Origin of the sequence: Faecalicatena contorta (genome assembly GCF_022835095.1) — a bacterium.
GTDB classification, from domain to species: Bacteria; Bacillota; Clostridia; order Lachnospirales; family Lachnospiraceae; genus Faecalicatena; species Faecalicatena contorta.
In genome coordinates this window covers 4700792-4713017 of record NZ_BQNQ01000001.1, presented here as the reverse complement: position 1 = coordinate 4713017, position 12226 = coordinate 4700792, and the positions used below count along the sequence as shown (strand labels likewise).

Below are 12226 nucleotides of genomic sequence, written 5' to 3'. Positions count from 1 at the left end.
ATTTAATCAACAAACAAATTCAATTTTAAAGGAGGACAAATTTTATGCAGCCAATTAAAAGTTTCCGGGAATATGTGGAAAAGCTGAGGGAGTGTGGGGAAATTGTTACAGTAGAGCAGGAAGTGGACTGGAATATGGAAATGAGCGCTATTACCAGACATGCCTATGACCTGCCGTCACCGGCTCCTCTTTTTAAGAATATTAAGGAATGCACACCAGGATTTGAGGTACTGGGAGCGCCGGTGGGGTTGAGCCCTGATAAGGAACATCCATTTAAACGTGTGGCACTTTCTCTTGGATTGCCTGCTGATACTTCTGGCCCTGCACTTGTTGAAAAATGGTCACGCCTTCCGGATGTAGAGCCCATTGCCCCGCGTCTTGTTGAAACAGGCGCATGTAAGCAAAACAAGCTGTTTGGCGAAGAGATTGACCTGACAAAGCTTCCGGTGCCTCACATTCATTATGGAGACGGAGGGCGTTACATCAATACTTATGGAATTTTCATTGCTCAGACACCAGATGGCTCATGGGTTAACTGGGCTATATCACGTGCAATGCTTGACGGACCGCAGACCATTGCCGGTGTGGTAATTCCGACACAGGATTTTGGTAAGATTTATGCCGAGTGGAAAAAGATTGGCAAGGAAATGCCATATGCACTTTGTCTGGGCGTAGATCCTGCCATTGCTATGATCGCAGGATATCCGCTTCCTTCCGGAGTGAATGAGGGTGAAATGATCGGCGGCTGGTATGGTGAAGCTGTTGATGTGGTCAAGTGTGAGACAAATGATTTACTTGTACCTGCTTCTTCTGAGATTATAATTGAAGGCTTTGCATCTCTGGATGAGATGGTTCCGGAAGGCCCGATGGGTGAGTATGGCGGATATGTATGGTCAGGCCGCAGCAAGACAGTTCCGTGCTTTAAGGCGTCCGCTATGACATACCGGGATAATCCGATTATGCCGCTGTGTGTGGCAGGCGTTCCTACTGAAGAAAATCACACCAACTGGGGAATCAGTATTGCGGCAAGCATTCAGAATGTACTGCAGAAACAGGGATTCCCGATAAAGGAATGCTTCATTCCTATGGAGACCGCAACCCACTGGTTCGTTGTTTCCGTAGACAGAAACCGACAGACAGAAGACGATGAGCAGCTGGCTCTGGAGATCGGAAAGGCTGTATTTGCATCAAAAGGTGGGTCCTATATGCCAAAGGTCGTGGTTGTGGATGACGACATTGATCCAAGTGATCTGAAACAGCTTGTATGGGCAATAGCTACCAGACATCATCCGGACAGAAGGATTGTGATACCGGATCAGTACATCTTCCCGCTTGTTGCATATTTAAGTGCGGATGAGAAGAGCAAATCCGTTTCTACCCGGGTTATTTATAACTGCCTGACACCTTTCCACAAGTGGCCGAAAGAGCAGCAGCCTGTAGAAGCATCCTTCAGAGGATATCCAGAGGAACTGCAGAAGCATGTACTTGAGAACTGGAAAAAATATGGATTTTAAGATTATAAAGGGATAAAAATTTTAAGAGACCGCGGGGAATATTGCAGGCTTAGGTTATAAAAGCCTGCCGTATACTCCGCAGAAAAAAGAGGAAAGAAATCAATACTTATTTAGGAGGGTAATCATGAAATTTATAGAAGAAGGGCCTGGACTAAGGGCGGGCCTTAAAGATTTGCCGAAAAGTTTAAATGCGGGCACAATTGGCAGCGGACTGATTGCGTCCATTTTCGGGTGTACAGGACCTGCAATGGTTGTTATCAGCGCAGCAACTACTGTTGGCTTCTCTGCCAGGGACACGGCAAGCTGGCTGTTTGGCATCTATGTGTTCGGCGGATTGATCGGCTGTTTTTTGTCGCTGTATTATAAAATGCCGATCTGCGGCGCCTATGCAATTTCGGCGGCGACATTGATGGCTACGGCTCTTGCAGGATATACGTTCCCGCAGGCTGCAGGGGCGTTCATTCTGGCTGGTATCATCGTTTTAATATTGGGTCTGACTGGCCTGGTCGGGAAGATTATTAAAATATTGCCGATGGAAATCGTAATGGCGATGGTGGCAGGGTGTATGCTGAAGTTTGGCGTGAATATCGTTACATATACACAGTCAGATACGTTAATATGCGGTCTGGCAGTGCTGGCATTTTTTATTGTACCATGTTTTATTAAGAAGTTTCCGGGTGTACTGGCAGCATTGATTGTCGGTATTGTTACAGTGGTTGTAACTGGCGGATTCAGCGGCTCTATGAATGAAATCACATATATTGCCCCCCACATTGTAAAACCTTCCTTCGAGCCATCTCTGATCCTGTCATGTGCGGTTCCGATTGCAGCTTTGGTAATCGGTGCGGAAGGGGCACAGGCAATGGGCGTTATGGAGGCAAAGGGCTATAAGGTGCCAGCCAACAGTATGACAATTTTAAGTGGTATCGGAGGAATCTGCACAGGTCTGTTTGGTGGACATAATGCCAATATTGCAGGGCCCATGACGGCAATCTGTGCTTCGGAAGAATCCGGTCCAAAGGAGGGCAGATATGCGGCGTCGGTTGTCAATGGCGCAATCTTTATCGTGTTTGGCGTACTTAGTTCTTTTGCCATGGCATTTATCAATCTGATTCCGTTAAGCCTTGTGTATACGGTTGCAGGCCTTGCCATGATTAATGTCCTGATCGGTGCATTCCGGGATGGCTTTAAAAGCGGGCGGTACAAAACCGGCGCCTTCTTTTCCCTGATCATTGGTGTGTCCGGCGTAAGCATTTTAAATATCGGAAGCGCATTCTGGGCGCTGGTGTTCGGCGTGCTTGTTTCATTGATTTGCGACCGTAAAGACTTTAAAAAGGCAGTGGTGGCAGCATGAGAATAACAGTAGGAGTATGCGGGGCCACAGGTGTGGAGATGAGCTGCTACCTGTTAAAGGCGTTGAAAAGTATAGAAGACTGTGAAGTGCACTTAATTTTGAGTGAGGCGGCAAGGATTACCTGGGAACTGGAGAGCAGCATTCCGATAGAAGAGTTAGTGAAAATAGCAGATCATATTCATGATGAGCATAATATGGCGGCCTGTATATCCAGCGGCTCTTTTGTGACTGACGGCATGATTATCATGCCGTGCAGTATGAAGACGCTTGCCGGAATTGCGGCGGGATATGCGGAGAATCTGATTCTCCGCGCAGCTGATGTCTGTATGAAGGAGGGGCGCAAAGTCGTTCTTGTTCCCAGAGAGATGCCATTGGGCAAGATCCATATCAGAAATCTAAAGGAGGCGGCAGACATGGGGTGTGTGATTGTTCCGCCGCTGCTGACATTTTATAACCGGCCTGGGACGATTGCGGATCAGATAAACCATATTGTTGGAAAAGTGCTGATGCAGTTCGGGATCACCTATGACAAATTCGTGCCGTGGATGGGGGCGGGAGAAGAGTGTTAAAAGAAGAATTATTTGACGGCCTTTCTATTATTTGTGAAGCCATACGGATGGGCAAAGATTATACTTTGGCTGTATATGGCGGGGACACACCGCACGCAGGCAGTGTTGTGATGACGGTTGCCAGGCCGAGCCTTACAGGTGAAGGCATCGGGGTTACTACCTCAGTACTTACTGGGGCAGGACATAAAGATGATATCATCGCCCGGCTGTTTTCGGAAGCGTTGGCGAAGGCCCAAAATTGTACGGTAGTATGTTCGTGCGGAATCCATGTGGAAAAGCTTAGGCCAGAGCAGCTCGAGATCGTCCTTGAGAAGTGCGGAGATCTACTGCAGAGGCTGCTCGGGGAGGAAAGCGAATAGATATCTTTAGCTAAGTACCGGGAGAGAAAGGCGGAAGGGTGTGAAAGTAATGCAGGTCACACCCTGTTATAGAGAATCATAAAAAATGGGGAAAAAGCTCCAATCAAATATTTTAATTCTGTATGTTTTCCCGACACTCCCAGACAAATCTCCCGAAAGTGCAGGATTTCATACAAATTTGCAGATTTTAATGTTGGAAATCCTAGAAATCCTCTGCTATAATGTGATCATAAGAACCACGGCATTATTCTTTGTTCGCCTCATGATAAGTTGACTCGAAATACTGAAAGAGCAGATTCAAAGGCTCTGTAATAGGTACATTTTTGGGTCGCACCAGACAGACCTTTGATGTGACAGGCTTCTTAAAGTGTGTAACCCTGATATTGGGAAACATTGAGGTGGATACTAAATTGCCGGGAATAACAGCAACGCCAAAATTTGCATTTACCATGGACAGAATCTGCTCATGATGTTTAAAAATATAAGAGAACTTTGGATACAGTCCTCTTTCGTGGAAAAGATGTTTAATGGTTCTGTGAAGTGAGGAGGATTTGTCAAAGCATATAATTGGATAATCGGCGAGTTCCTCCAGCGTGACATATTCTTTATTCAGTTCTTCCATCTGGTCGGGATATATAATCACCAACGGTTCCTCCATGTATGTAATATATTCATATTTGGACAAATCCAGTGAATCCATGCGGATGATAGCGGCATCGATCTGTCTGAACTGGAGCATATTTACCAGTTCTTCCTGCTCTCTTTCGAGCAGGTTCACATAGCTGTTGGAAGAAGCAATTAACTTTTGAAATAAAACAATATCATCGTTTAGATTATACTCATTGATAATGGGCAGCACACCTAAAACCAATGGGCTTTTGTAGGAATCACCATTCATTTGGTTTAAGTCGGACATCATAGCGGCATAATCTTTGGAAAACTTGTTTGCATAGACTAAAAAACGCTCACCTTCAGCAGTTAAAGTATTTTCTTTCGCTTCTCTGTTAAAAAGAGTATGTCCAAGTTCAAGTTCTAGTGCTTTAATTTGTTTGGATAAAGAAGATTGAGATATGTACAGTTCATCACTTGCCTGTGTAAAGGTTTTGTATTTTACAACCGCTAAAAAATACATTATCTGCGAAAGGGTCATAGACCGTACCTCCGTGATTCATGCGTGATAAGTTTCCTGTGTATACTAAATTATATGATGTGATATTCCTAAATAATACTTAAGCAAATAGAATAAAATCAGACAGTAGAAAGTTCTTCATATATTAAGTATTATATAAAAGTGCCATTATGCATGCAATTCGATTATGGAATAATACTATGTACAAATGAGAATTGCGCCGAATGCATGGAAAAATATATAATAATTAATAGAGCTCTTGCTGTTTATTAAACAAAATGCACAATGAAATGTGGACGGGCCGTTATATATGCGCAGGGTCTTGAACCGTGCCTATTTTTAGATAAACCGGCAGGTTCATACAGGATAGATTATTATAGAATATGTAATAGGCCGGAACTTAAAGTAAAGTCTCCGACCTATTTCTATCAAGCCATATATTTAACTTGGAAGTATGAAACATGCCTGCCTAAGCAGTGAGTGAGGATTGGGCTGTTTTGCCTGTGGATCAGATAGGGCGTGGTATGGAATACTCCTTATAAATCATACGTTACTGTTCACACCCTGTGGGCTTGCACAGTAACGGCACCTACCCTGAGACCATCACATCATCGGCTCCGATGTCGTGCAGCGGGGTGCATGGCACGGTCTGAACAGTAACAATCATTCTATTATGGAATGATTTTTATTATAAATTGAATTGATCTATCAGATAAAATGTACTAAAATAAAATTACCAACAAGGTGACCGAAGTAAGCAGAGTATTATATAATGTTTACTATATAATAAGAAGTTATACTTTGCGAGCGTTGTTACATTTTAACAAGAATATCACACTCGAAAAGGCGTGATGTCCTAATTTTAAACAAATTTCTTCGATATGAAGTGAGCATAATTTACTATTTACTGCATATTGAAAATGTTAGAATATGATCATATTAATATAGACGTCTAAAAAGTATAAAATGGGAGAGGGTGAGGAATCTTATATTTGAAAGATAACTGCATATAGGCTTTAGAAAGGGACGAGAAAAATGAAAGACAATAAGAGCGGGAAGTTAGCAGCTATCTATATTCTTTATATTATAGTGGCCGGAATGATCGGTATCCTATGTGGAACCGGATACAAGGCCATGATTGGGCTGCTTCTGGGATCCGCAGCCGCCTTCGCTAATTACTTCTTATTAAAATTGGCGGTAGGCCGGCTGCTGGGTGTCAGGAATATTTTTGTTGTCCAGATATTTCTTTTCCGTTACCTGCTTTATATCGCAGCCGCGTACGTGTCCATGAGGGCCGGGAGGGCGGCAGTGCTGATGTATGCAGCAGGAATCTTAGGCTTATCGCTGGCTATTTTCATCGTATATGGAATAGGAGGAGTAAAAAAACAATGATAAACGTGGAAGAACTCGGCGCCCGGATTATATTGGGCTTCGGAGAGGGAAAGCTGTTTATCACAGAGAGTACATTGTTTGGACTCGTGATTGCCGTGATACTGGCGGTGCTGGGGATCTGGCTCGGAAGCGGGCTGAAGACGGTGCCGAAAGGAAAACAGGTGGTGGCGGAATTTATCGTGGGCTGGGTGTATAAGTTTACGGAGAACAACATGGGGAAGGAGAACAAGTCCTATGCGCCCTATGTAGGGAGCATCCTTGGGTTCGTATTCTGTGCGAGCTGCCTGGGGCTGTTTGGGATCCGTCCGATTACGGCGGACTTAAATGTGGCGTTTGCCCTGTCAGGGCTGACGTTCCTGATGATCCTGGCCAACTCACTGAGAGTGCACGGGGTAAAGGGGAAACTCAAAGAGATGTGCGACCCGTACCCGTTCATGTTCCCGCTGAAGATCCTGGAGGAGTGTACATTACCGATCTCCCTGGGGCTCCGGCTTTTCGGGAATATCCTGGGAGGGTTCATCGTAATCGAACTGTGGCTGCATCTGATGACGCACCTAAGCAACATGATTACGACGGTCCCGTTTCTGCGTGCGGTTACGGTACTGCCGCTGAATGCGATCTTTGACATAGCGGAACCGTTAATCCAAACGTACATATTTACCACGCTGACCGTGATAAACCTCGGTGCAGCAGTCAAAATAATGTCTGTGGGACACAGCGAGTAACAGGCCCGGCTGCAGAGTGCGGCATAGAAGGGCATACAGGGCACCTGCGGAAGAAAAGGGCAGGGAGCAGAGAAAGAAAAAAATAATAGGAATTGATTACAGGAGGAAATAGATATGGGAATGGTTGCACTGGGAATCGGGATGTGTATGGGATTAGCAGCACTGGGCATCGGCCTGGGGCAGGGGCTGGCACTGAGCAAGGGGCTGGAAGGCATGTCAAGGCAGCCGGAAGTAGCAGGCAAGATCCAGACAGGTATGATTGTAGGTATGGCAATTATGGAGACCATCGGTGTCCTGACCTTCGTTATCGCCATTATGCTGTCGGGAAAGGTATAAGAGAGAAGGGAGGCAGCCGGATTTGAAAGTACAATTATATCAGGATCTGCTTACAATCAACTGGAACCTGCTTTTTTCGCTGATCACCGTGGTTGTGTTAGTGTTAATCTTAAAAAAATTCTTTTTTGAGAAAGTACACCAGTTTATGGAGGCAAGGCAGCAGCAGGTGGTGAACACGCTGCAGGAAGCCCAGACGACGCGCGAAGAGGCACAGCAGAAGCTGGAAGAGTATGAGGCGCAGATGGCGTTTGCAGAGTCCGAGAAACGGGAGATCATAAAGAAGGCAATGCAGGAGGCCCAGGCCCAGGCAGGGGCGGTGCTTGAGACCGCAAGCAAAGAAGCGGGGCAGGTGCGGGAGCAGACGCGCCGTGAAATCGAGCGGGACAAGATGATTGCGAAGAAAGAGCTACAAAGAGAGATTGGAGACATGGCTGTCCTTGCAGCAGGGAAAATCATAGGAGAAGAACTGAACCCGAAAAGACAGGCAGAAGTAGTAGAAAAGATTATAGAAGAAGCTGAGGATTCATCATGGAAAGAATAACAGAACAGACTGAGGTAAAGAAACTGTGCGGGCAAATAGATACAGTGACTGAAGAACTGGCTGTGCTGAAAAGACTCCTTATGGAGGAAGAGAACTTTTTCCAGATGCTGACGCTGGGTGAAATCGGGAAGGAAACAAGGCTTGGGTGGATGCGGGACATATTTGGGAGCCATATCAGCGATGAGACGCTGGCGTTCTTCTGCATCCTGTTAGACCGCCAGGGCCTGTACCATTTCAGCCAGGTGCTGGCCGAAGGGCTGGAGCTTCTGGGAGAAGAAAGACAGGGGATCCGTGGGACGGTATATTCGGTGGTGCCGCTGGAGAAGGAAATGGTGAAGCGCCTGGAAGAGCAGACGGCGGAACTGATCGGCAAGCCGGTGACCCTGGTAAACATGATCGATGAAGGCCTCATCGGCGGGGTATTGATCTCCGCAGACGGGAAACTCATTGATGCTTCCCTGAAGAAGAGAATGGAAGATTTAAGCTTGAGGCTTCGAAGCAGGCCGGAAGGGGGGAGTTCTCTATGATGTGGAATACAGAGGAGATCAGCAGCCAGATCAAAAAGCAGATAGAAACCTATACAAGCCAGATGGAGATCACGGATTTTGGCACCGTGCAGGAAGTGGGGGACGGGGTAGCCCGTGTGACAGGCCTGCGCCACTGTGTGGCGGGGGAACTGCTGGAGTTTTCCGGCGGGATCTACGGGATGGCCATGAACCTGGAGGAAAAGAATGTAGGGGCGGTTATCATCGGAGCAGACCGGGGCATCAAGGAGGGGGACATTGTCCGCCCGACAGGCCGGGTAGCGGAAGTGCCTGTGGGGGAAGAGCTCCTTGGCCGTGTCGTGAACCCGCTGGGTGAGCCCATTGACGGGAAGGGCCCGGTAGAGACGGATAAGACGCGGCCCATCGAGAGCCCGGCGCCGGGGGTGCTGCAGAGGAAGTCAGTGCACCAGCCGCTGCAGACGGGCATCAAGGCGATTGACGCCATGATCCCCATCGGAAAGGGGCAGCGGGAACTGATCATCGGGGACCGCCAGACGGGAAAGACGGCCATCGCCATTGATACCATCATTAATCAGAAGGGCAAGGACGTGATCTGCATCTATGTGGCCATCGGCCAGAGAAAGTCGACCATCGCGCAGCTGGTGAAGACGCTGGAAGACCGGGATGCGATGCGCTATACCATCATCGTGTCGGCGACGGCCAGCGACGTGGCGCCGCTGCAGTACATAGCGCCCTATGCAGGGTGTGCGATGGGGGAGGAATTCATGTATGAAGGGAAAGATGTCCTGATCGTATATGACGACCTGTCCAAACACGCGGTGGCATACCGTGCCATGTCCCTGCTGCTGAGGCGTCCGCCAGGACGAGAGGCGTACCCGGGGGATGTCTTTTACCTGCACAGCCGTCTGCTGGAGCGCTCCGCGAAGCTCTCCGATGAGCTGGGCGGGGGTTCCATTACGGCGCTGCCGATCATCGAGACCCAGGCAGGGGACGTGTCGGCGTATATCCCGACCAACGTCATCTCCATCACGGACGGCCAGATCTTCCTGGAGTCGGAACTGTTCTTCTCGGGCCAGAGACCCGCGGTAAACGCCGGGATCTCGGTGTCACGGGTAGGGGGCAGCGCCCAGATCAAGGCCATGAAGAAGGTGGCGGGAACGATCAAGCTGATGCTGGCGCAGTACCGGGAGCTGAAAGGGTTCTCGCAGTTTGGGTCAGACATTGACAAGGATACCAAAGAGCGGCTGGAGAACGGCATGCTCCTGATGGAGATCCTGAAGCAGGGGCAGTACCAGCCGGTTGCGGTGGAACACCAGGTCATGATCATTTATGCGGCAGTAAAAGGGCATCTGGCGGGCATTGCGCCAAGCCAGGTGAAGCGGTTTGAAAAGGAACTGTACCAGTACATGGATACGAATTACCCCCATGTGGGGAAAGCCATTGCGGATACAGGGAAACTGGAAGCGGAGACAGAGGAACAGCTTTTGAAGGGCATAGAAGAATGCAGGAAGGCGGGTAGATTCGATGGCTGACCAGATGCAGGCGATTAAGCGCAGGATGAAAAGCGTCAGCAGCACGGAGAGGATCACCAATGCCATGAAACTGGTTTCCGCAGCGAAACTGAAGCAGGCAACGAACCGGTTCGACTATATCCGGAAACACCTGGAGGAGGAAAAGCGGCTTTACGGGCAGGTCCTGCGTACCGAGGAGGGGGTGCCGGAAGTGTACCTGGAACCAAGGGACGGGGAAACGCTGTACATCCTGCTCACCAGCAGCAAAGGGCTGTGCGGGAGCTACAATACCTCCATCACGAAGGCGGCGGGGCAGATCGCAGAGGAAGAAAAAGGCAGCTGCTGTTTCGCGGCCCTTGGGACAAAGGGAAAAGAGTTCTGCATCCGGGAAGGCCTGGAGATGCTGGAGACGGAGCGGGAGCAGATGGATGAGATGGGGTACGAGGAAGCGTACCGGCTCTCAGGGGAAGTGCTGGAGCTGTACCGGGAAGGCCGTTTTACAAGCATCCGGGTGCTGTATGCTTCCTACCTGAACTCGATTTCCCATGAGGTGAAGGCGGCCCCGGTGTTCCCGCTGGAGGCAGGGGGGCAGGCAGGGGGGCAGGCAGGGGACTGTGACCTGACCCTGATGGAATACGAACCGGCCGGGCGGGAGCTGTTTGACAGCCTGGCGCAGGAGTACCTGGCTTTGTACCTGTACAGTGCAATCGCGGAGGCGACCTTGTGCGAGCATTCGGCGCGCAGGATTGCGATGAAGAATGCCAGCGACAGTGCCAACGAGATGCTGACAGAATTATCTATTTACTATAACAGAGCGAGACAGGCGGCGATTACCAGTGAGATCATTGAGATCATCGCCGGCTCGGAGGCTCAGAAATTAAGAGGTGAGGCAATTGAATAAAGGAATCATTCAACAGATTATCGGACCGGTTATTGATATTAAGTTTGATGAGGAACAGATGCCGAATCTTCTTAATGCAATACATATCGAGCAAAACGGAAAGACCATTGTAGCAGAGGTGGAACAGCACATTGGTGCGGATCAGGCCCGGTGTATTGCCCTTTCATCCACGGATGGGATGTACCGGGGGATGGAAGCGACCGACACGGGGGAGCCGATCAAGGTCCCGGTCGGGAAAGAAGTATTAGGGCGCCTGTTCAATGTGCTGGGCGAGACGATTGACGAGAAGGGCGCCGTAGAGGCGGAGCGTTACGATGCGATCCACCGCCCGGCGCCGGACTATAAGGACCAGGACACGTCTTCTGTGATCTTTGAGACCGGGATCAAGGTCATTGACCTGCTGGCCCCTTACACAAAAGGGGGGAAGGTCGGCCTGTTCGGGGGAGCGGGGGTAGGAAAGACCGTGCTGATCCAGGAGCTGATCAACAACATCGCCAAGGAACACGGCGGGATCTCTGTGTTTGCAGGGGTAGGCGAGCGTACCAGGGAAGGGAACGACCTGTATTATGAGATGCAGGAATCCGGGGTTATCGATAAGACGGCCATGGTATTCGGGCAGATGAATGAGCCGCCGGGAGCCAGGATGCGCGTGGCGCTGACGGGGCTGACCATGGCGGAGCATTTCCGGGACAGGGAGCACCAGGACGTGCTGCTGTTCATTGACAACATTTTCCGTTTCACCCAGGCGGGGTCGGAAGTATCGGCGCTTTTGGGGCGCGTGCCCTCTGCGGTAGGCTACCAGCCCACCCTGGCAACGGAGATGGGGGCGCTGCAGGAGCGGATCACGTCCACGAGGGACGGTTCCATCACCTCGGTGCAGGCCGTATACGTGCCGGCGGATGACCTGACAGACCCGGCGCCTGCGACGACCTTTGCGCATCTGGATGCGACCACGGTGCTCAGCCGTGCGATCACGGAGCTGGGGATTTACCCGGCGGTAGACCCGCTGGAGTCCACGTCCCGGATCATGGACCCGTTAATCCTGGGGGAGGAGCATTACCAGACCGCCCGTGGAGTGCAGGAGGTGCTGCAGAAATATAAGGACCTGCAGGACATCATCGCGATCCTGGGGATGGAGGAGCTGTCGGAGGAAGATAAGCTGACGGTAGCCCGCGCAAGGAAGCTGCAGCGGTTCCTGTCCCAGCCGTTCTATGTGGCGGAGCAGTTTACGGGGATGGCCGGGAAGTACGTGCCGCTGAAAGAAACCATCCGGGGCTTTAAAGAGATCCTGGAAGGCAGGCACGATGAGATTCCGGAATCCATGTTCCTGTTTGCAGGAGGGATTGACGACGTAACGGAGAAGTACGCCCAGGGGCAGACCGCATAAGG

The 12226-nt window shown here is 49.8% G+C and carries 13 protein-coding genes; 12 read left to right on the top strand and 1 reads right to left on the bottom strand.

Annotated elements, in window-relative coordinates:
* Positions 1–44 precede the first annotated feature (44 nt).
* The 4 genes from MWG26_RS21075 (at position 45) to lpdD (ending at position 3796) form a co-directional block, all read left to right on the top strand.
* Positions 45–1514, top strand: coding sequence for a UbiD family decarboxylase (locus MWG26_RS21075; RefSeq protein ID WP_025653601.1), 1470 nt, complete (start codon positions 45–47; stop codon positions 1512–1514).
* Between the two features lie 124 nt (positions 1515–1638).
* Entirely contained in the window at positions 1639–2868 is a 1230-nt protein-coding gene (locus tag MWG26_RS21070; protein WP_025653600.1) for a benzoate/H(+) symporter BenE family transporter, read from the top strand.
* A complete protein-coding gene (locus tag MWG26_RS21065) occupies positions 2865–3437 on the top strand; it encodes a UbiX family flavin prenyltransferase (protein ID WP_117440576.1) in 573 nt (190 codons plus the stop codon). The genes MWG26_RS21070 and MWG26_RS21065 overlap by 4 nt, the downstream gene beginning before the upstream one ends.
* Positions 3431–3796 carry a prenylated flavin chaperone LpdD gene (gene lpdD, locus MWG26_RS21060; RefSeq protein WP_044925896.1) on the top strand — a complete coding sequence of 122 codons (366 nt, stop codon included), beginning with the start codon at positions 3431–3433 and terminating at the stop codon, positions 3794–3796. Before MWG26_RS21065 ends, lpdD begins: the two co-directional genes overlap by 7 nt.
* 244 nt (positions 3797–4040) lie before the next feature.
* Here lpdD and MWG26_RS21055 read toward each other — a convergent pair whose 3' ends face one another.
* Positions 4041–4946, bottom strand: a complete 906-nt coding sequence (locus MWG26_RS21055) for a LysR family transcriptional regulator (RefSeq protein WP_117440577.1) — start codon at positions 4944–4946, stop codon at positions 4041–4043.
* A 1014-nt stretch (positions 4947–5960) separates the two neighbouring features.
* On the opposite strand from MWG26_RS21055, the gene MWG26_RS21050 reads away from it, so the two are divergent.
* From MWG26_RS21050 to atpD, 8 genes are all read left to right on the top strand, one after another.
* Complete coding sequence (locus MWG26_RS21050; protein WP_117440578.1) at positions 5961–6317, top strand: hypothetical protein; 357 nt, start codon at positions 5961–5963, stop codon at positions 6315–6317.
* Positions 6314–7042, top strand: a complete 729-nt coding sequence (locus MWG26_RS21045; protein ID WP_025657886.1) for a F0F1 ATP synthase subunit A — start codon at positions 6314–6316, stop codon at positions 7040–7042. The genes MWG26_RS21050 and MWG26_RS21045 overlap by 4 nt, the downstream gene beginning before the upstream one ends.
* A gap of 114 nt (positions 7043–7156) precedes the next feature.
* Entirely contained in the window at positions 7157–7378 is a 222-nt protein-coding gene (gene atpE, locus MWG26_RS21040) for an ATP synthase F0 subunit C (RefSeq protein ID WP_025657872.1), read from the top strand.
* 22 nt (positions 7379–7400) lie between these two features.
* Positions 7401–7919, top strand: a complete 519-nt coding sequence (gene atpF, locus MWG26_RS21035) for a F0F1 ATP synthase subunit B (RefSeq protein WP_025657871.1) — start codon at positions 7401–7403, stop codon at positions 7917–7919.
* Complete coding sequence (gene atpH / locus MWG26_RS21030; RefSeq protein WP_117440579.1) at positions 7907–8446, top strand: ATP synthase F1 subunit delta; 540 nt, start codon at positions 7907–7909, stop codon at positions 8444–8446. The genes atpF and atpH overlap by 13 nt, the downstream gene beginning before the upstream one ends.
* Entirely contained in the window at positions 8443–9957 is a 1515-nt protein-coding gene (gene atpA / locus MWG26_RS21025; protein WP_025657869.1) for a F0F1 ATP synthase subunit alpha, read from the top strand. The genes atpH and atpA overlap by 4 nt, the downstream gene beginning before the upstream one ends.
* Positions 9950–10837 carry an ATP synthase F1 subunit gamma gene (gene atpG, locus MWG26_RS21020; protein ID WP_244062774.1) on the top strand — a complete coding sequence of 296 codons (888 nt, stop codon included), beginning with the start codon at positions 9950–9952 and terminating at the stop codon, positions 10835–10837. Before atpA ends, atpG begins: the two co-directional genes overlap by 8 nt.
* Positions 10830–12224, top strand: coding sequence for a F0F1 ATP synthase subunit beta (atpD, locus tag MWG26_RS21015; protein ID WP_275891930.1), 1395 nt, complete (start codon positions 10830–10832; stop codon positions 12222–12224). The genes atpG and atpD overlap by 8 nt, the downstream gene beginning before the upstream one ends.
* Positions 12225–12226 lie beyond the last annotated feature (2 nt).

Bases quoted from the DNA above. Each gene is read 5' to 3' on its own strand.
- MWG26_RS21075 (WP_025653601.1), top strand. From the start codon at position 45: ATGCAGCCAATTAAAAGTTTCCGGGAATATGTGGAAAAGCTGAGGGAG.
- MWG26_RS21070 (WP_025653600.1), top strand. From the start codon at position 1,639: ATGAAATTTATAGAAGAAGGGCCTGGACTAAGGGCGGGCCTTAAAGAT.
- MWG26_RS21065 (WP_117440576.1), top strand. From the start codon at position 2,865: ATGAGAATAACAGTAGGAGTATGCGGGGCCACAGGTGTGGAGATGAGC.
- MWG26_RS21055 (WP_117440577.1), bottom strand. From the start codon at position 4,946: ATGACCCTTTCGCAGATAATGTATTTTTTAGCGGTTGTAAAATACAAA.
- MWG26_RS21050 (WP_117440578.1), top strand. From the start codon at position 5,961: ATGAAAGACAATAAGAGCGGGAAGTTAGCAGCTATCTATATTCTTTAT.
- MWG26_RS21045 (WP_025657886.1), top strand. From the start codon at position 6,314: ATGATAAACGTGGAAGAACTCGGCGCCCGGATTATATTGGGCTTCGGA.
- atpE (WP_025657872.1), top strand. From the start codon at position 7,157: ATGGGAATGGTTGCACTGGGAATCGGGATGTGTATGGGATTAGCAGCA.
- atpH (WP_117440579.1), top strand. From the start codon at position 7,907: ATGGAAAGAATAACAGAACAGACTGAGGTAAAGAAACTGTGCGGGCAA.
- atpA (WP_025657869.1), top strand. From the start codon at position 8,443: ATGATGTGGAATACAGAGGAGATCAGCAGCCAGATCAAAAAGCAGATA.
- atpG (WP_244062774.1), top strand. From the start codon at position 9,950: ATGGCTGACCAGATGCAGGCGATTAAGCGCAGGATGAAAAGCGTCAGC.